16 protein-coding genes are annotated in these 19,959 nt (G+C 61.0%); all 16 read left to right on the top strand.

The genetic code is table 11. The annotated features are described in order from the left end of the window. The first annotated feature begins 6 nt into the window (after positions 1-6). The 16 genes from ACQ4WR_RS08565 (at position 7) to ACQ4WR_RS08490 (ending at position 19,879) form a co-directional block, all read left to right on the top strand. Positions 7-969 carry a VTT domain-containing protein gene (locus ACQ4WR_RS08565; protein ID WP_436486619.1) on the top strand — a complete coding sequence of 321 codons (963 nt, stop codon included), beginning with the start codon at positions 7-9 and terminating at the stop codon, positions 967-969. Positions 970-1,351: 382 nt separating this feature from the next. After that, positions 1,352-2,371, top strand: coding sequence for a glucokinase (locus tag ACQ4WR_RS08560; RefSeq protein ID WP_436486617.1), 1,020 nt, complete (start codon positions 1,352-1,354; stop codon positions 2,369-2,371). 407 nt (positions 2,372-2,778) lie between these two features. Continuing rightward, on the top strand, positions 2,779-3,567 hold the full coding sequence (gene scpB, locus ACQ4WR_RS08555; RefSeq protein ID WP_102294431.1) for an SMC-Scp complex subunit ScpB: 789 nt from the start codon (positions 2,779-2,781) through the stop codon (positions 3,565-3,567). Beyond that, on the top strand, positions 3,560-5,671 hold the full coding sequence (gene rluB / locus ACQ4WR_RS08550; protein ID WP_436486614.1) for a 23S rRNA pseudouridine(2605) synthase RluB: 2,112 nt from the start codon (positions 3,560-3,562) through the stop codon (positions 5,669-5,671). Before scpB ends, rluB begins: the two co-directional genes overlap by 8 nt. Positions 5,672-6,015: 344 nt before the next feature. Next, positions 6,016-6,504, top strand: a complete 489-nt coding sequence (gene rimP / locus ACQ4WR_RS08545) for a ribosome maturation factor RimP (protein WP_035828693.1) — start codon at positions 6,016-6,018, stop codon at positions 6,502-6,504. Then, on the top strand, positions 6,501-8,066 hold the full coding sequence (gene nusA / locus ACQ4WR_RS08540) for a transcription termination factor NusA (RefSeq protein ID WP_092798205.1): 1,566 nt from the start codon (positions 6,501-6,503) through the stop codon (positions 8,064-8,066). The genes rimP and nusA overlap by 4 nt, the downstream gene beginning before the upstream one ends. Before the next feature lie 46 nt (positions 8,067-8,112). Further along, positions 8,113-10,971: a translation initiation factor IF-2 gene (infB, locus tag ACQ4WR_RS08535; RefSeq protein ID WP_102292515.1), complete on the top strand. Its 2,859-nt coding sequence runs from the start codon at positions 8,113-8,115 to the stop codon at positions 10,969-10,971. 116 nt (positions 10,972-11,087) lie between these two features. Next, entirely contained in the window at positions 11,088-11,510 is a 423-nt protein-coding gene (gene rbfA / locus ACQ4WR_RS08530; RefSeq protein ID WP_102292516.1) for a 30S ribosome-binding factor RbfA, read from the top strand. A 2-nt stretch (positions 11,511-11,512) separates the two neighbouring features. Further along, positions 11,513-12,448, top strand: a complete 936-nt coding sequence (gene truB, locus ACQ4WR_RS08525; RefSeq protein WP_436486611.1) for a tRNA pseudouridine(55) synthase TruB — start codon at positions 11,513-11,515, stop codon at positions 12,446-12,448. Between the two features lie 271 nt (positions 12,449-12,719). Then, on the top strand, positions 12,720-14,552 hold the full coding sequence (typA, locus tag ACQ4WR_RS08520; protein WP_102292518.1) for a translational GTPase TypA: 1,833 nt from the start codon (positions 12,720-12,722) through the stop codon (positions 14,550-14,552). A 119-nt stretch (positions 14,553-14,671) separates the two neighbouring features. Then, positions 14,672-15,667 carry a tRNA dihydrouridine(20/20a) synthase DusA gene (gene dusA, locus ACQ4WR_RS08515; RefSeq protein ID WP_436486609.1) on the top strand — a complete coding sequence of 332 codons (996 nt, stop codon included), beginning with the start codon at positions 14,672-14,674 and terminating at the stop codon, positions 15,665-15,667. Beyond that, entirely contained in the window at positions 15,667-16,131 is a 465-nt protein-coding gene (locus tag ACQ4WR_RS08510) for a hypothetical protein (protein WP_436486607.1), read from the top strand. The genes dusA and ACQ4WR_RS08510 overlap by 1 nt, the downstream gene beginning before the upstream one ends. Before the next feature lie 517 nt (positions 16,132-16,648). Further along, entirely contained in the window at positions 16,649-18,415 is a 1,767-nt protein-coding gene (locus ACQ4WR_RS08505; protein WP_436486605.1) for a methyl-accepting chemotaxis protein, read from the top strand. Next, positions 18,412-18,762 (top strand): energy transducer TonB, encoded by a 351-nt coding sequence (locus ACQ4WR_RS08500; RefSeq protein WP_258002761.1) that lies wholly within the window; start codon positions 18,412-18,414, stop codon positions 18,760-18,762. The genes ACQ4WR_RS08505 and ACQ4WR_RS08500 overlap by 4 nt, the downstream gene beginning before the upstream one ends. Before the next feature lie 51 nt (positions 18,763-18,813). Next, a complete protein-coding gene (locus ACQ4WR_RS08495; protein WP_102292571.1) occupies positions 18,814-19,140 on the top strand; it encodes an energy transducer TonB in 327 nt (108 codons plus the stop codon). Between the two features lie 166 nt (positions 19,141-19,306). After that, positions 19,307-19,879 carry a hypothetical protein gene (locus ACQ4WR_RS08490; RefSeq protein ID WP_102292522.1) on the top strand — a complete coding sequence of 191 codons (573 nt, stop codon included), beginning with the start codon at positions 19,307-19,309 and terminating at the stop codon, positions 19,877-19,879. Positions 19,880-19,959 lie beyond the last annotated feature (80 nt).

The following is a 19,959-nucleotide window of genomic DNA, read 5'->3' as shown; positions in this document are numbered from 1 at the left end:
GCGGCCATGCCCAACCTCATTTATCTGCTCGAACATTACGGTGTCCTGATTGTCTTTGGCATCGTGCTGGTGGAGCAGCTCGGCCTGCCGATTCCCGCCTTTCCCATCCTCGTGGTGGCGGGCGCGCTGGCCGTCGATGGCGACATGAATGGGGCTCTGGTGCTGGCCGCCGCCCTGGGCGCCTGCCTGATCAGCGATTTCACGTGGTTCCGCGCGGGCCGGCATTTCGGCAAGCGCATCCTGCGTCTGCTGTGCCGCATCTCGCTGTCGCCCGATTACTGCGTCAGCCAGACGGAAGATAAATTCAAGCGCTGGGGCCCGAAAGCCCTGATTGTCTCGAAGTTCGTGCCGGGTTTCAATACCGTGGCCGCGCCCATGTCCGGTGCGCTGGGCACGCCGCCGGGCCTGTTCTTCCTGTACGCGGGCCTGGGCGCGCTGCTGTGGAGCGGCACGGGCATTGTCGTTGGCGTGATTTTCCATGCCAGCGTGCAGCAGGTGCTCGACTTGCTCAGCACCATGGGCAGCACGGCCTTGCTGATGCTCGCCACCTTGCTAGGCTTGTTCCTGCTGTACAAATTCCTCGAACGCCGGCGTTTCCGCCAGGCCTTGCAAATCGAGCGCATCGGCATCGATGAATTGCTCGAACTCATAGCGCAGGGCGAGGAGCCGCTGATGGTCGACGCGCGCAGCGCCACGGCGCAGGCGCTGGAGCCGGCCGTGCCCGGCGCCTTGTTCTTCAATGGCAAGGAACCCGTGCCGGCCATGATCGCCATGGACAAGGACCGCCACATCATCGTGTATTGCAGCTGCCCCAATGACGTGACGGCCGCGCAGGTGGCCAAGCTGCTGCACCAGCACGGCTTCCACCGGGCCAAGCCCCTGCATGGCGGCCTGGACGCATGGAACGCCGCCTACCGCTCGGACCAGCCGGCGCCTGCCAGCCTGCTGGGCGAAGGTTTGCCTTCCTGATCCGCCTGATTGCTGGCCGATAGCTGTTGCTTGGTAGCACGCAAGTCGGTAGTAATAATACGAAAACACCGTTGCAGCGCCGCCAGGACGGCAGTGTCATACCTGCGCCGTTCCATACAAAGCGGCTTTGCGCAAACTCCGGCATACTGTGCTTTCAAGGCGATTCCTGCTGCTATGCAACATGCTTTTCGTGTGTCTGCCGAGTGCGAGCACTTACTATAAATCATTGTTTTCAAGTAATTTTTGTGCTGCCTGTTGCATTTGGAGTGGAACTACCAATAAAGGCTTATTTTGATGTACTTAAACTACAAACTTTGCTTGCCCGGGGCGCATACATCCTTTAAGCTTGGCGTCCCATGCGTCCCACTTCATACTTAAAATCATGAGCGCTTCGTCTTCTCCCGTACTGCCGACTTCCGCCTTCGCCGATGGGCCGCGCCTGCTGGCCGACGTGGGCGGCACCAATGCCCGTTTCGCCCTGGAAGTGGCCGCCGGCCACATCGTTCTGGTGGAAGTGCTGCCCTGTGCCGACTACCCGAGCCTGTCCGCCGCCCTGCAAGCCTATCTGGCCTTGCCGCATGTGGCTGCCGCAGGCGGGCAAGCCGTGCGCCATGCCGTGATCGCCATCGCCAACCCGGTCGACGGCGATTTCCTCAGCATGACCAACCACCACTGGTCGTTCTCGATCCGCGCCATGCGCGAAGAGTGCGGGTTCACGACCCTGGACGTGGTCAATGATTTCACGGCCCTGGCGCGCGCCTTGCCGCTGCTGTCGAGCGAGCAAAAACACCAGGTGGGCGCGGGCACGGCCCGTCCGAACACGGCCATCGGCCTGATCGGCGCCGGCACGGGACTGGGCGTGTCGGGCCTGATTCCTTCGCACGGCGGCTGGATCGCGCTGCAAAGCGAAGGCGGCCATGTTAGCTTTGCGCCGTTCAATGAAACGGAAGTGAGCATCCTGCAATTTGCCTGGCGCGAATTCGAGCACGTCTCGGCCGAGCGTCTGATTTCCGGCGACGGCCTGGAACTGATCTACCGCGCCCTGGCCGATCGCGCCGGCGTGCCGGCCGAAGACCTGCCGGCGGCGGAAATCACGCGCCGCGCGCTGGCCGGCGAATCGCAGCTGTGCGACGACGTCATCGAAGCGTTCTGCTGCATGCTGGGCACGGTGGCGGGCAATGTGGCCGTCACCCTGGGCGCGCTGGGTGGCATCTATATCGGCGGCGGCATCGTGCCACGCCTGGGTGCGCGTTTCGACCGTTCCGGTTTCCGCGCCCGTTTCGAGCGCAAGGGCCGCTTCGCCAATTACGTGTCGCAAGTGCCGACCTTCGTGATCACGGCGCAATATCCTGCCTTCCTCGGCGCATCGGCGATTCTCTCGGAGAAACTCTCCTCCCAGTGAGACGGGCGCTTGCCACGGGCATTGCCAATTTGTAACGCCTGAGCCGGGTAAACCATGTGTTTTGCCCGGTTTTGCGCTTTTCCGCTTTTTATCAGGTACAATTGGCAGCGTTGGATGAAACGACGACTGTCGCTTACTTGCCGGGCTGAATGATCGCCACAAGGAAAGCAGCAGCTCCGGAACTCGTTTCATTGCTGGTTATTTAAGGCCAGCGCCATGGATCGCAGAACTTTCACTGCATCCGCACTACTCCCGCTTTGCGCGCATCGGCCAAGGCGTCGGAAACAGCCTCAACTTGTAACCCAGCACGGCGTCGTCATCGATGTCTGCCATCTGTTACGTTGAAATGAACGTTTTGATTTCTTTCTCCGCATACGAATTGCAACACACATCCGCACAGAATTGCTATGAATACAATTGAGGCTAAAAAAGTCCTCGAAACCGCGTTGCTGTGCGCTCGTGAATCGCTGTCGATCCACAGCCTGAAAAAGCTGTTCGTCGATGCGGACGAGAATGGCCGCGTGCGCGGTGTCGGCGTTGGCGCCGATACGATCAAGCAGTTGCTGGAAGAGTTGCGGCAGGAGTGGGAAGGGCGTGGCATCGAGATCGTCAGCCTCGCCTCGGGCTGGCGCTTTCAAAGCCGCCCGGAAATGAAGATGTATCTGGACCGTTTGACGCCCGAGCGGCCGCCCAAGTATTCGCGGGCGACCCTGGAAACCCTGGCCATCATCGCCTACCGCCAGCCGGTGACGCGCGGCGACATCGAAGAGATTCGCGGCGTTGCCGTCAATTCGCAGACGATCAAGATGCTGGAAGACCGTGGCTGGGTCGATGCCATCGGCTACCGTGACGTGGTGGGCCGGCCGGCCTTGCTGGCCACCACCAAGCAATTTTTGGATGACCTGGGTTTGCATTCGCTGTCCCAGCTGCCGCCTTTGCAGCAAATCAGCGAGATGCAGGGCAACGGGCTTGAAGCCCTGGAAGCGGCCCTGCAAGAGAATTTTGACAAGGCAAGCAATGAGCTTGCCCCCCAGCTTGGTGCAGGTAGCAATACGGCTGTGACAGATGTGACAGCAAGCCTTGATGCCGGCCCCGATGCTTCGCCCACGGACGAAGCCTACACTCACGACCCTGCGCCAGAACTAACGGTTGACGCTGCGCCAGGTCAGCACAGCCAAGAAACGAAGAATGAATAATCCGAACACACCCGAGACAGTTACCGCCAGCGACGAAGCCATCGTTGCCAAGCCCAAGCGCCGCACCAAGGCTCAAATCGAAGCCGATGCCGCAGCCGCCGCAACCACCGCCGGCGACGCCGTTGTCGCCAAGCCGAAGCGCCGTACGAAAGCCGACGTGGCCGCCGCTGCGCCAGCCGCCGTTGCTGCCGTCGATACCGCCGCCGCGGCAGAAGCTGTCCCGGCCGTCAAGAAAACCCGCGCCAAGCCGGCCCTGAAGGCCGTGGCCGAAGCGGCGGAAGCCGCCGCCGAGGCAGTCGCTGAAGTTGTCAGCGCACCGGCACCGCGTCCACCGCGCGCGCGCGCCGCCGCCAAGGCTGCCGCCGCCGAAGCGGAAGCCGCGCCGGAAGCGGCCGCTGAAAAGCCGGCCGAAGCACGCCCGACGCGCGGTCCGCGCCAGATGCGCGGCGTGCAAGCTGAACGCGCGCTGCGCCAGCCGCCGCGCGCTGAAGCGCCGCAGGCCGCCGAAGTCGTACCGGTCGCAGAGCAGGCCGCCGCGCCTGTCGCCGACGTGTTCGATGCCGAAGGCAACCTCGTTTCCGGCCCGCGCCTGCCGCGCGGTCCGCGCAACGACGTGCCGGGTGCCGGCAAGAATGCGGGCAAGAGCCGCAAAAAGGGCAAGGGCCGCCAGGCTGCGCCAGGCAAGGTCAGCGACGCTGATGCTGTCTTCTCGTTCGTCACCTCCGACGCTTTCGACAGCGAAGAAGGCGGCACGGGCCGCGTGCAAAAAGCCGCCGTGCGCCGCGACCTGACCTCCGAGGACGATGCGCCGAAGCTGCACAAGGTGCTGGCCGAAGCCGGTCTCGGTTCGCGCCGCGACATGGAAGATCTGATCATTTCGGGCCGCGTGTCCGTGAATGGCGAGCCGGCCCACATCGGCCAGCGCATCTTGCCGAGCGACCATGTGCGCATCAACGGCAAGTTGATCCAGCGCCGCGTCAGCAAGAAGCCGCCGCGCGTATTGGTCTACCACAAGCCGGCCGGCGAAATCGTCAGCCACAACGACCCGGACGGCCGTCCATCCGTATTCGACCGCCTGCCGACCATGAAGGCGGGCAAATGGCTGGCCGTTGGCCGCCTTGACTTCAACACCGAAGGCTTGCTGCTGTTTACCACCTCCGGTGACCTGGCCAACCGCCTGATGCACCCGCGCTACGGCATCGACCGCGAGTACGCCGTGCGTACCCTGGGCGAGCTGGAAGAGGGCATGCGCCAGAAGCTGCTGGCCGGCGTCGAGCTGGAAGACGGCCTGGCGCAGTTCTCGAAGATCGCCGATGGCGGCGGCGAAGGCATCAACAAGTGGTACCGCGTGGTGATCGGCGAAGGCCGTAACCGCGAAGTGCGCCGCATGTTCGAAGCCATCGGCCTGACCGTTTCGCGCCTGATCCGTACCCGCTACGGCGCCATGACCCTGCCGAGCGGCCTGAAACGCGGCCGCTGGGAAGAGATGGATGAAAACACCGTGCGCGATCTGCTGACCGCCTACGGCATCGAAAAGAAAATGCCGCCTTCGGGCGATCCACGTGCCGCCGGCGCCGCCAAGGGCCGCGAAGCACGCAAGGTCGAACGCAAGGACCGCGATGACGAGCCGAATGGCAACCGCATCGATGTGAGCAACCGCAACGCCGATCCATTCCCGGTCGCGCCGCGCCGTGGCCAGCCGCAAGGCCAGTTTGCCCGTCCGCAAGGCCAGGGCCGCCCAGGCGGCGCCGGTCGTCCTGGCGAAGCGCGTGGTCCGGGCCGTGGCCAGCCGCAAGGTCCGTTCCAGGGCGGTCAGCCCCGTTCGTCGGCATCGTTCGAAGGTGCGCCGCAAGGCCAGGGCCGTCCGCCGCGCGCGGCAGGCCAGGGCCAGGGTCGTCCGGCCGGTGGTGGCGAAGGCCGCGCACCGCAGCGCGGTCCGCGCCAGCCAGATCCGTTGCAAACGGCATTTGGTTTCGCCAATACCGGTCCGCGCCGTAATGCGGGCGGTGGTGCCGGCGGCCAGGCGCGTTCCGGTGGCCAGCCGCGTGGCGGCATGGATCGTGGCGGCATGGATGGCATGCCGCGCCGCCGCAGCAAAGGTTAATTCGGGAGAGTTTCTTCTCGCGCGCCCGCCGATCTGCCGCGGGTGCGCGCTCTTGTAACTGTTGTAAGCCGGGCCGCTCCTCGTGTGCGGCATTGCGGCGAAGTTAATAAGAGGTTATAATCTGCAGCCTAATAAAAGTTCTCCGCAGGGTTGTTTGGTGGGGAGTGCTTTCATCTGGTTGGGGAAATACAAGAAGATGGGCAGATGCCCATTTTTTTTTTGTTGAACCGTTTGTAATGGCTCCGCAAGGGGCCATATATGACTTGAATGCGTGTTTTTTGCATGCCGCCGGTGCTGTTTCAGTGCCGCGATGCTGAAAGCGGGCCTTATTTCTGGAGAATTTCTTGCAGCAGTTGGGATTAATTGAAAAGACAGTCACTGGTCTGGGCTATGAGCTCGTTGATGTCGAACGTGCCGAGCGCGGACTGCTGCGCGTCTTTATTGATTTCAGCGCCGCCGATGCCGCTGAAAAAGGTCCGATCACGGTCGAAGACTGTGCCACGGTCAGTCACCAGTTATCGCATGTGTTGACGGTAGAGAACGTTCCTTACGAACGTCTCGAGATTTCTTCCCCGGGTCTGGATCGTCCGGTGCGCAAGCTGGAAGACTTTGTCCGTTTCGCAGGCCAGGAAATCATCGTCAAGCTGATGGTGGCGATGCCGGGTACGAACAACCGGAAATCGTTCCAGGGGATTCTGCAAGAACCCGTGGGCGATAAATTGTCGTTGGAATTTGAAGGTAAGGATGGTCCGGCGATGTTGGAGTTTACGCTCGCCGACGTGGATAAGGCACGCTTGGTGCCGCAGGTGGTTTTTAAGGGACGCAAAGCATGAGCCGCGAAGTTTTATTATTGGTTGACGCGCTGGCGCGCGAAAAAAACGTCGATAAAGATGTCGTCTTCGGCGCCCTCGAATTCGCGTTGGCGCAAGCCACGAAGAAACGGTATGAGGGTGAGGTAGACATCCGCGTTTCGATCGACCGCGAAACGGGCGAATTTGAATCGTTCCGCCGCTGGCACGTGGTGCCCGATGAAGCAGGTCTGCAACTGCCGGATCAGGAGATCCTGCATTTCGAGGCCAAAGAACAGATTCCCGATATCGAAGTCGATGACCACATCGAAGAGCCGATTGAATCCGTCGAATTCGGCCGCCGCTTTGCGCAAGACACCAAACAGGTTGTCCTGCAGCGCGTGCGTGACGCCGAGCGTGAACAGATCCTGGTGGACTTCCTGGAACGCGGCGATTCGCTCGTCACCGGCACCATCAAGCGCATGGAACGCGGCGACGCCATCGTCGAGTCGGGCAAGATCGAAGCACGTCTGCCACGCGACCAGATGATCCCGAAAGAGAATCTGCGTATCGGCGACCGTGTGCGTGCCTACATCTTGCGCATCGACCGCAACATGCGCGGCCCGCAAGTGATTCTGTCGCGCACCGCGCCGGAATTCATCATGAAGCTGTTCGAGCTGGAAGTGCCGGAAATCGAGCAAGGCATGCTGGAAATCAAATCCGCAGCCCGCGATGCCGGCGTGCGCGCCAAGATCGCCGTCTATACGGCCGACAAGCGCATCGACCCGATCGGTACTTGCGTCGGCATGCGCGGTTCGCGCGTGCAGGCTGTGACCGGCGAGCTGGGCGGCGAACGTGTCGACATCGTGCTGTGGTCGGAAGATCCGGCGCAGTTCGTCATCGGCGCCCTGGCGCCGGCGAACGTGTCGTCGATCATGGTCGACGAAGAGAAGCACGCCATGGATGTCGTGGTCGATGAAGAAAACCTGGCAATCGCGATCGGCCGCTCCGGCCAGAACGTGCGCCTGGCTTCGGAACTGACCGGCTGGAAGATCAACATCATGACGGCTGAAGAATCGGCTGACAAAGCTGCCCAGGAAACGGCTGCCGTGCGCATCCTGTTCATGGAAAAGCTCGATGTCGACCAGGAAGTGGCTGATATTCTGGTGGAAGAAGGTTTCGCCAGTCTGGAAGAAATCGCTTACGTGCCAATTTCCGAAATGCTGGAAATCGAATCGTTTGACGAAGATACCGTCAATGAACTCCGTACCCGTGCGCGTGATGCGCTCGTGACCGAAGCGATCGCTTCGGAAGAGGGTCTGGAAGGCATGGACGAGGCGTTGGTGAATCTGGAAGGCATGGACCGCATCACCGCCGGCAAGCTGGGTCTGGCTGGTATCAAGACCGTAGAAGCATTTGCAGCACTGGCATACGACGAATTTGGCGCAATCCTGGCCTTGTCTGCGGACCGTGCGCGTGAACTGATTACAAGTGAATTTAAAGATGTGACCGACGATGAGATGAAGTTGGTTGACTCGAAATATGACGATCGTGCCAAGGCGTTGCAAGCCAAGGCATGGAGTCTGGCCGAATCCGCAAAGGCTTAATTTGAGTATCTTTATCATCTCCGCGACACATAGAAAAGAGGACTGAATGGCGAGTAACAACGTAGCCCAATTTGCCACCGAACTGAAGATGCCTGCAGATTTGCTGCTGACGCAGCTGCGTTCTGCCGGCGTCGAGAAAAGTTCGACGTCAGATCCATTGTCGAAAGATGATAAGGACAAGCTTTTGGATCATCTGCGCCGCACACACGGCGCAGCGGCTGACACAGAAAAGAAAAAAATCACCGTGACCCGCAAGGAAACGACTGAAATCAAGCAAGCTGACGCCACCGGCAAGTCGCGCACCATCCAGGTGGAAGTGCGCAAGAAACGCACCTTCGTCCAGCGTGACGAAGCTGCGCCGGTCGCAGCTGAACCGGCCGCGCCTGCCGCGCCGGTGATCGATCCCGCCGAAGTGGCGCGCCGTGAAGAAGATGCCCGTAAACAGGCAGAACTGATCGCCCGTCAGGAAGCCGATCTGCGCGAAAAGCAAGAACGTCTGGCCAAACTCGACGCGGAAAAAGAAGCCCAGGCGAAAGCCACGCAACAGGCTGAACTGGCCGCGAAGAAAGAAGCTGAAGCGGAAGCGAAGAAAGCCGCCGCCAAGGCTGCCGCCGCGCCTGCCGCCAGCGCCGCCGCGCCTGTCGTTGACGACGCCGCCGCGGAAGCGAAAAAAGCTGCCGCCGCTGAAGAAGCGAAGAAAAAAGCCGCCGCCGCTGCTGTTGCCGCCAAGGAAGCCGCTGACAAAGCGGAAGCCACCGAGCGCGCACGCAAGGCTGTTGCCGATGAAGTGGCCCAGATCAAGGCCATGATGAACGCGCCACGCCGCGCCATCAAGGCCCCTGAGCCAGTACCGGTTGCCGTCAAGCCGAAGGCGCCGGAAGGCACCCTGCACAAGCCTGCTGACAAGAAACCAGGCGACAAGCCGGGTGACAAGAAGCCTGCTGTTGCAGATAAGAAATCCATCAAGTCGGCGAATGTGTCGTCCACCTGGTCCGATGACGCGAAAAAACGCGGCACCACCGGTGGTCCAAAGCCACGCGGCAATAGCGGCCCAGGCGGCCGTGACAGCTGGCGCGGTGGCGCGAAGGGCCGTCGCCCGACGCACCATGACGACCGTGAATCGAACTTCCAGGCGCCGACGGAAGCCGTCGTCAAGGACGTGCACGTACCTGAAACGATCACCGTGGCCGAACTGGCGCACAAGATGTCCGTCAAGGCATCCGAAGTCATCAAGCATTTGATGAAATTGGGCCAGATGTGCACGATCAACCAGGTGCTGGACCAGGAAACCGCCATGATTCTGGTGGAAGAAATGGGCCACAAGGCGTTCGCCGCCGAACTGGACGATCCGGAAGCGCTGCTGGCCGACGTGGGCGAACACGCGCACTTCGAAACCAAGCCACGCGCACCGGTGGTGACCGTCATGGGTCACGTCGACCATGGTAAAACCTCGTTGCTCGATTACATCCGCCGCGCCAAAGTGGCGTCGGGCGAAGCGGGCGGCATTACGCAGCATATCGGCGCATACCACGTCGATACGCCACGCGGCATGATCACCTTCCTCGACACCCCGGGCCACGAGGCGTTTACCGCCATGCGTGCCCGTGGCGCCAAGGCAACCGACATCGTCATTCTGGTGGTTGCCGCCGACGATGGCGTGATGCCGCAAACGAAAGAAGCGATTGCCCATGCGAAAGCAGCTGGCGTACCGCTGGTGGTGGCGATCAACAAGGTCGACAAACCAGGCGGCAACGTTGACCGCGTGACGCAGGAACTGGTCGCCGAACAAGTCGTGCCGGAAGAATACGGTGGCGAATCGCCATTCGTGCCGGTATCGGCTAAAACGGGCCAGGGTATCGACGATCTGCTGGAACAAGTGCTGTTGCAAGCCGAAGTATTGGAACTGACGGCGCCGGTGGAAGCACCTGCGCGCGGCCTGGTGGTCGAGGCGCGTCTGGACAAGGGCCGTGGTCCTGTCGCGACGATCCTGGTGCAGTCCGGTACCTTGCGCCGCGGCGACGTGATCTTGGCGGGCTCTTCGTATGGCCGCGTGCGCGCCATGCTGGACGAGAACGGCAAAGCCATCGCTGAAGCGGGTCCTTCGATCCCGGTCGAAATCCAGGGTCTGACGGAAGTGCCGGTTGCCGGTGAAGAAGTCGTCGTCATGGCTGACGAGCGCAAGGCGCGTGAAATCGGTCTGTTCCGTCAAGGTAAGTTCCGTGACGTGAAACTGGCGAAGCAGCAAGCCGCGAAGCTGGAAAACATGTTCGACCAGATGGCCGAAGGCGAAGTGAAAAACTTGCCATTGATCATCAAGACCGACGTGCAAGGTTCGCAAGAAGCGCTGGTGGGTTCCTTGCAGAAACTCTCGACTTCCGAAGTGCGCGTACAAGTGGTTCACGCTGCCGTCGGTGGTATCACGGAATCGGACGTCAACCTGGCAGTCGCCTCGAAAGCGGTCATCATCGGCTTTAACGCCCGTGCTGATGCCCAGGCACGCAAGCTGGCCGAGTCGAATGGCGTGGACATTCGCTACTACAACATCATTTACGATGCGATCGACGAGATCAAATCGGCGTTGTCGGGCATGTTGGCACCAGAGAAACGCGAAACCGTCATCGGCCAGGTCGAGATCCGCCAGGTTATCCTGGTCTCGAAAGTGGGCGCGATTGCCGGTTGCCTGGTCACCGATGGCGTGGTCAAGCGTGCTTCCTCCGTCCGCCTGTTGCGCAACAACATCGTGGTGTGGAGCGGCGAGATCGACTCCCTGAAACGCTTCAAGGACGATGCGAAAGAAGTTCGCGCCGGTCTGGAGTGCGGCCTGTCGCTGAAGAACTACAACGACATTCAGGTTGGCGACACCCTGGAAGTGTTCGAAGTTCAGGAAATCGCTCGTACCCTGTAATCACAGAAGTAATGGCGCGGACATATCGTTGTCCGCGCAAACACGTGGGGCGCATTGGTCAACGGGCAACCGTTTGACCCATGCGCCCTGCGGCACTTAGGACAGCACTTACTATCATGGCTAAACATAGCAAAACCATGCCAGCGCGCGGCTTGCGCGTGGCGGACCAGATCCAGCGCGATCTGGCTGAAATCATCGCCTACGAATTGAAAGACCCGCGCGTCGGCACGATGATCACCATCACCGAAGTACAGATTACCCCCGACTACGCGCACGCCAAGGTGTTTTTCACGATGTTGAAAGACAGCAAGGAAGCCATCAAGAACACCACCGAAGGCCTGATGGCCGCCGCCGGCTTCATCCGTGGCCTGCTGGGCAAGCGCCTGCACATCCACACCCTGCCGATGCTGCATTTCGTGCATGACAGCTCGACCTCGCGCGGCATGGAAATGTCGCTCCTGATCGACAAGGCCAACGCCACGCGCGCGGCCGATGCCGAGCCGGACGAAAAGCCTGCAGACAAAGCGGACGAGCAATAACAGTGGCCGGTCCGAAGAAACCGCCCGGCATCAAGCGGGTGCGCGACCTGGTGGACGGCGTTCTGCTGCTGGACAAGCCCGTGGGCTGGTCCAGCAACGATGCGCTGATCAAGGCCAAGCGCGTGCTGAACGCCAAGAAAGCGGGCCACACGGGCACCCTGGACCCGTTCGCCACGGGCTTGCTGCCGCTGTGCTTTGGCGAGGCCACCAAATTTTCCCAGGATTTGCTGGAAGCGGACAAAACCTACGAAACCCTGGTACATCTGGGGCAGACGACGGATACGGGCGATACCGAGGGCGAAGTGCTGGAAACGCGCGACGTCAACGTCACGCAAGAGCAGATCGACGCCGTGCTGGCGCGGTTCCGCGGGCCGATCCTGCAGACGCCGCCCATGTACTCGGCCTTGAAAAGAGACGGCAAGCCCTTATATGAGTATGCAAGGGCGGGCATCACCCTGGAGCGCGAAGCGCGCCCGGTGACCATCCACAAGCTGGAGTTCTTGAGCTACGAAGCCCCGTTCCTGAAATTGTCCGTGATGTGCAGCAAGGGCACGTATATCCGCGTGCTGGGCGAAGACATCGGCCACGCCCTCGGCTGTGGCGCGCACCTGAACGCCTTGCGCCGCACGCAAGTGGGCAGCCTGACGCTGGATGGCGTCGTCACCCTCGATGAGCTGACGGCGCATGCCGAACCGTTGAGCTTGCTCGCCCCCGTCGATGCCTTGCTGTCGAGTTTCCCTGCCGTGCAGCTGACGGAAGAATTGGCCAAGCGTTTCCTGCATGGCCAGCGCATCGCGCTGGGCAAGGAAGACGTCGCCGTGCCAGCCGAGCCGGGCAGGGTGCGCGTGTATCACGACGCCAAGCTGCTGGGCACGGGCCAGTTGCAGGAATACAGCATCCTGGCGCCGGAAAGGCTGATTGCCACGGCACATCAATAAGCCCGCAGCGAATACCGGGGTCGGACCCTCAGGGTCCGTCCCCAGCTTTGGCCAGGGTTGCCATAAGTCATCTTAATGTCATCACTCAGCGATACTCTTCAAACAGTGTCGCTTTTTTAAACAATCCGTCCCCGACTGCGGGAGCCGCCAGCATTTTTAGATAGCGTTGCAACGCAACATGCTATACTACGCGGTTCCGGAAATAGATTAGCATTCGGGTATCTCGTACATCTTGTACGCACACCGCAGTTTCTCAGTAACTACTACGACCATGTCAAATACAAAACGCGCAATTCGTAATATCGCCATTATCGCCCACGTTGACCACGGCAAAACCACGCTGGTGGATCAGCTGCTGCGCCAGTCCGGCACCTTCCGTGAAAACCAAGCGGTCGACACCCGAGTCATGGACTCGAACGACCTGGAAAAGGAGCGCGGCATTACGATTTTGTCGAAGAACTGCGCTGTTGAGTACGAAGGCACCCACATCAACATCGTCGACACCCCAGGCCACGCCGACTTCGGCGGCGAAGTGGAACGTGTTCTGTCGATGGTTGACTCCGTCCTGCTGCTGATCGATGCACAGGAAGGCCCGATGCCGCAAACCCGTTTCGTCACGCGCAAAGCGCTGGCACTGGGTCTGAAGCCTATCGTCATCGTCAACAAGATCGACCGTCCAGGCGCGCGCCCGGACTGGGCCATCAACCAGACGTTCGAACTGTTCGACAAGCTGGGCGCTACCGACGAGCAACTGGACTTCCCTATCGTTTACGCTTCGGGCCTGAACGGCTATGCCGGCCTGACCGAAGACGTGCGCGGCGGCGACATGAAGCCGATGTTTGACGCCATCCTGGAACACGTTCCAGTGCGCGACGACAATCCGGAAGGCCCGCTGCAAATGCAAATCACCTCGCTCGACTACTCGTCGTACGTGGGCAAGATCGGCATTGGCCGCGTCAACCGCGGTACCGTCAAAGTCGGTCAGGACGTGCTGGTCATCAATGGCCCAGGCGCTACCCCAACCAAGGCCCGCATCAACCAGGTGCTGAACTTCAAGGGCCTGGAGCGCGTGCTGGTGGACGAAGCCGTCGCCGGCGACATCTGCCTGATCAACGGTATCGATGAAATCGGCATCGGTTCGACCCTGTGCGCACTGGACACGCCTGAAGCGCTGCCGATGCTGACCGTCGACGAGCCTACCCTGACCATGAACTTCATGGTCAACAACTCGCCACTGGCTGGCCGCGAAGGCAAGTTCGTGACCTCGCGTCAACTGCGCGACCGTCTGGAAAAAGAATTGAAAGCCAACGTTGCTCTGCGCGTGGCACCAACCGACGACGACACGATCTTTGAAGTATCGGGCCGCGGCGAGCTGCACCTGACGATTCTGATCGAAAACATGCGCCGCGAAGGCTTCGAGCTGGCCGTATCGCGTCCACGCGTGGTGTTCAAGATGGTCGATGGCGTGCGCCACGAGCCGTTTGAAAACCTGTCGGTTGACGTTGAAGAAGCCAACCAGGGCGGCGTCATGGAAGAACTGGGCCGTCGTCGCGGCGACCTGCAAAACATGGAATCGGATGGCAAGGGCCGCGTGCGTCTCGAGTACCTGATCCCGGCGCGTGGCCTGATCGGCTTCCAGGGCGAATTCATGACCCTGACCCGTGGTACCGGCCTGATGAGCCACGTATTCCACGAATACGCACCAGTCGACAACACCCGTGGCGAAATGGCTGGCCGTCGTAACGGCGTGCTGATTTCGCAAGATGACGGCGCCGCTGTTGCTTACGCTATCTGGAAACTGCAAGATCGCGGCCGCATGTTCGTGTCGCACAACGATCCAGTGTACGAAGGCATGGTCATCGGTATCCACTCGCGCGACAACGACCTGGTCGTCAACCCGATCAAGGGCAAGCAGCTGACCAACGTGCGTTCGTCGGGTACCGACGAAGCGGTGCGCCTGGTACCACCTATCCAGATGTCCCTGGAATACGCGGTCGAGTTCATCGAGGACGACGAACTGGTGGAAATCACGCCAAAATCGATCCGTCTGCGCAAGCGTTTCCTGAAAGAGCACGAGCGTAAAAAAGCGTCGCGTGATTCTTAATATGTTGTAGCGCATGGCCTGCGGGCCATGTTGCCTCCGGCCCGCTGCGCCGCGTCACCGTCACTGGTGGGGCGCGCAGCGGGTTTGTCATTTGCAGCCCCTGTTTTTTTGTAGACACCATGACTTCCTCTTCCTTGCCTTCCCGCCGCCTCTCCGTCGCTCCCATGATGGACTGGACCGACCGCCATTGCCGCAAGTTCCACCGCGAGATCACGCGCCACACCTGGCTCTATACCGAGATGGTCACGACGGGCGCGCTGGTGTACGGCGACGTGGAGCGCCATTTGCGCTTCAACGAGGAAGAGCACCCGGTCGCCCTGCAACTGGGCGGCAGCGATCCGAAGGACCTGGCCACCAGCGCCAGGCTGGGCCAGCAGTGGGGCTATGACGAAGTCAACCTGAACTGCGGCTGCCCGTCCGAGCGCGTGCAGAAGGGCGCATTCGGCGCCTGCCTGATGGCTGAGCCGCAGCTGGTGGCCGACTGCGTGAAAGCCATGCGCGACGTGGTCGACATCGATGTCACGGTAAAACACCGCATCGGCATCGATGACAGCGAGTCGTATGACTTCGTGCGCGATTTCGTCGGCACCGTGGCCGACGCCGGCTGCAAGACCTTTATCGTGCATGCGCGCAATGCCATCCTGAAAGGCCTGAGCCCGAAGGAAAACCGCGAAGTGCCGCCGCTGAAATACGATTACGCGTATCGGTTGAAGCGCGACTTTCCCCAGTTCGAGTTCATCATCAATGGCGGCATCAAGACGCTCGATGAAATCGACCTGCATCTGCAGCACCTCGATGGCGTGATGCTGGGCCGCGAGGCTTACCACAATCCGTATATGATGGCGCAGTTCGACCAGCGCTACTACGGCGACGACGCGCCGGTCAAAACGCGTGAACAGGTGCTCGAAGCGATGATTCCCTACATCAGCGCACAGCTGGAAAAAGAAGCGGGCAGATTAAAACTGAACAGCGTCACGCGCCACATGCTGGGCCTGATGCAAAACCTGCCCGGCGCGCGCGGCTTCCGCCAGACCTTGTCCGATTCCAAGAAGCTGGCCTCGGGCGACCCCCGTTTGCTGCTGGAAGCGGCGGCGCGCCTGTCGCTGCCGGTCTGATGCGCGGCGACGTGCACGCCCATGCGCAGCAGCTGCATGGCTACCTGCAAGCCGTCACGGCACTGAAGGATGATGGCAGCCTGTTTCTGTGCGAGTATCTGGGGCCCGTCGCGCCGCAGGCCGCGCTCGACACGCTGTGCCGCGCGCTGACGCTGGCACCGGACGGCATGCGTTTGGAGCCGGTCGAGAACGTGGCATGCAGCGGCGCCTTGTGCACGCCGCGCCAGTGGCTGCTCGAGCGCCTGCTGCCGATGAGCGAGGCGGACCGCGCGCCGCTCGACGCGCGTTTATATGACGGTTTCGAGGCTGAACTGGCCGAACTGTTCGGTAGCGAGCCGCGCTGGTATCAACTGGTATCATCGGGTCAGGGCAGCCTGGCCAGCCGATTGGGTGCCATCTGGAGCATCTTTGTCTTCGGCGCAGACGACCACGCCTATGTGCTGCGTTGCAGCTGGGACCGCTAATCCAACTTGTCTATACTGGTGCCCTTGCGCACTGGTATTGTCGCACTTCCCCTTCCTCTGAGCACCTCTCCCAAAACGATGTCATATGGCTATGCCATGTGTTGTAAATGCGCTGTTTCGGCGCACGCCTGCACTGCCATGGGGCATTTCTAGAAGGCAAGAAACGGCTTTGTTGCCATTTCCCCGAAGAAAGTTAATATGCAATTTATTCAGGCACTTATTGCTTGCTTTGAGGCAAAATTTACACCTATAATTGATTATAGACAAATATTTCTCATATGAATGTTTGATGTTGATCTAGCCATCAATGGTGTGAAAACTTCAGCGTGTGGAACAAATTTGCATTCGCAGTCACGGATGTTTTCGGGGCTGCGTAGACCAGGAAGTACCTCGGGCTGCGTGCGGCCGGATACCACCAGCTGACCAGTCAGCAGCGGCGGATACCGGCGTCACGCAGCCTTCGTCTTGTCGTGCCGGGCAAAATTCTTATCAATAGTTTCATTTACGAAGAGCCGAAATGAATTTAGCAAAAATGAAGGTTGGTACCCGCCTGGGCCTGGGATTCGCCCTGGTGCTGGTTCTGCTGGTGGCCGTGACCGTCCTCGGCATCGCGCGCATGGCGCAAATCCAGGAACGTCTCGATCATGTGATCAACGTCAACAACGTCGTCACCCGCCTGGTGATCGATATGCGTGGCAACGTCAGCGACCGCATCACCTCGCTGCGCATCCTGACCCTGATGACGGACGCGAGCGATATGGAGCCGGAAATGGCACGTATCAAGACGCAGACGGCCACTTACCAGGACACGCAGAAAAAGCTCGAAGAGAAATTCGCCATCGAGTCGACGCCTGAAGAAAAGGCCTTGCTGGCCTCGATCAAGGAATACGAAGCCGCCGCCATGCCGGCCATCGCCAAGGCATCCGCCCTGTGGATGGCCAACGATGCGGAAGGCGCCACGCGCGTGATGATCAAGGAAATCCGCCCGGTACAGAAAAAATGGATGGAAGCACTGGAGCAGCTGGCCACGCTGGAAGACAAGCTGAACGAGCAGATGCAGTCGGATGCCCGCAAGGCCTTCGACAGCGCGCGCCTGTTCATGATCATCCTCGGCGCACTGGCCGTGGCGATGGGCGTGGCGGCGGCACTGGTGATCACCCGTGGCTTGCTGAAGCAGCTGGGCGGCGAGCCTGACTACACGGCATCGATCGCCGGCAGCATCGCCAATGGCGATCTGTCGATCGGCATCCACACGCAGCCTTCGGACAATTCCAGCCTGCTGGCGGAAATGAAGGAAATGCGCAACAGCCTGGTGGGCATCGTCGGCCAGGTGCGCGTCGGTACGGAAACCATCGGCACGGCGTCGCGTGAAATTGCCGACGGCAATATCGACCTGTCGTCGCGTACGGAAATGCAGGCCAGCGCGCTGGAAAAAACCGCGTCGGCCATGGAAGAACTGACCTCGACCGTGAAACAGAATGCGGACAATGCGCGGGAAGCCAACAAGCTGGCCGCCACCGCGTCGGACGTGGCCCTGAAGGGCGGCTCCGTGGTCTCGCAAGTGGTCGATACCATGAGCTCGATCAACGAGTCGGCGAAGAAGATTGTCGACATCATCGGCGTGATCGATGGCATCGCTTTCCAGACCAACATCCTGGCGCTGAACGCGGCCGTGGAAGCGGCACGCGCCGGCGAACAGGGCCGCGGCTTTGCCGTGGTGGCGTCGGAAGTGCGCAACCTGGCGCAGCGCTCGGCTGGCGCCGCGAAAGAAATCAAGATCCTCATCGACGATTCGGCCGAGAAGACGGAACGCGGCACGCGCCTGGTCGGCCAGGCCGGCGTGACGATGGGCGAAGTGGTCGACAGCGTACGCCGCGTGACCGACATCATGAGCGAGATCGCCAGTGCGAGTCAGGAACAAAGCGCCGGCATCGAGCAAGTCAATCTGTCGATCATCGAGATGGATGGCATGACGCAGCAAAATGCGGCGCTGGTGGAGCAAGCGGCCGCCGCGGCGCAAAGCCTGCAGGACCAGGCGGCCGAACTGGCCCACGTGGTCAGCATCTTCAAGCTGGTTGAAGGCGAAGAAAAACCGGCGGCGTATGTCCCGGCGCCTGTGGCCGCCGCACCTGTCGCCGTGCGCAAGCCGGCCGCGGCATTGCGCCCGGTGAAGTCGCTGACGCGCAAGACCGAAGCGGCCGCGCCTGCCGCTCCGGCAGCCCCGGCGCCACGCAAGGCGGCAGCTGCCAGCAGCACCAGCAATGACGAGTGGGAAGAGTTTTGAGCGTCCGGCATTGCTGTCGCCAGGCCATCGTAGCCGCCGCACTGCTGGGCTGCGCGAGCGGCGCCGTGCTGGCGGCGGAGGTGCCGGCCGTATTTGACGTCGAACAATGCAAGGCTGACTATCCGGAGCGTTCCCGCCTGAACCAGGAAGAGGGCGACATTCGCTTGTCCGTGCTGGTGACGGCGGAAGGCAAGGTAGTCGATGTCAAAATCGAAAAAAGTACCGGCTTTCGCGATCTGGACAAGGCGGCCGTGATTGCGGCGGCCCGCTGCCAGGTGGTAGCGGGAAGCAAAGATGGCAGCGCAGTGGAAAGCTGGACCACGGTCCACTATTCCTGGAAATTGTAATTACCGTATCTGATAATCATGGGGAAGCACATGTTTGAGAATAAGCGTTTTATGAGTGTTGCAGCAGCCTTGCTGGTGTCCGTTTCGTCCGCTGCCTTTGCGGCGGAAGTGCCGGCGTCGTTCGATTCCAAGAACTGCAAGGCCGACTATCCTAAAGCCTCGCTGATGAACGAAGAGCAGGGCACCGTGTCGATGTCCTTCCTGGTCAATGCGGACGGCAGTGTTGCCGATTCGAAAGTCGAGAAGAGCAGCGGCTTCAAGAATCTGGACAAGGCCGCCATCAAGGCGCTGTCCGCATGCAAGTTCAAGCCGGGCACCAAGGATGGCGCTGCCGCGCAAACCTGGACCAAGGTCGATTACGCCTGGAAGCTGGACTGATCCAGGTACCGTCGGGAGCGTGACTCCCGGCATGCTTGACCCGCGACGGGCAGCGCTTGCAAGGGCGCTGCCCGTCTTCTTATGTGCGCCAGTCAACGGCGCCACCGCTCCCGATTCTGTTACCCTCGGGGCATACCACTGCGGATTCCGCCAGAAGAGGTTTATTATGCAACGCATCCTGATACTGTCCACGTTCGCCGCCAGCACCCTGCTGTTGTCCGCCTGTGCTGGCCTGGGTACGCCGGCAGGCTTGCAGCCGGGACAGACCGTCGCCGTCGTCAATAGCCTGAGCTGGGACAATCCCCTCAGCGGCAAGCGCGATGGCGTGCGCACCAGCTGGCCCATCAAGGATGGCAAGGTCGCTGCGGAATATTTTCCGCTGGCGCAACTGAAGCAATGCGAAGCCGGCGGCAATGCCTGCGCCTGGGGCGTGATGCGGGCCAAGCGCAGCGCGCCCACGCTGGCGTATGCCGAAGGCGGCGTTGACGTGGCGCTGAGCGTGTCCATGGAGGTGGCGCGGCGCCAGGATGCGCGCCAGGGCGAGACCCAGACGGCCATGGCCATCCCGCAGGATGTGGCGGCCCTGAGCGGCAAGCGGCAGGTGCAGCCCAGCTGGAAATTAAAGTACGGCAAGGTCGAGCAGGTGGAGCTCGATTACGGCGTGCGTTACCAGATGTGCGTGCAGCGTTACGATGCGGCCGGCAAGGCCATCGATACTTGCGACATTCCCTTTATTTGAGGCAATGTGCTGGGCAGGCCGCATGTGGCGGCCGTGCGACATGTCATGTTGCGGCGTGCGTAGGGGTGTAACAATCGGTA

The organism is Janthinobacterium amylolyticum, assembly GCF_051380655.1.
Classification (GTDB): domain Bacteria; phylum Pseudomonadota; class Gammaproteobacteria; order Burkholderiales; family Burkholderiaceae_D; genus Janthinobacterium.
This window is presented reverse-complemented; position numbering and strand designations above follow the sequence as displayed.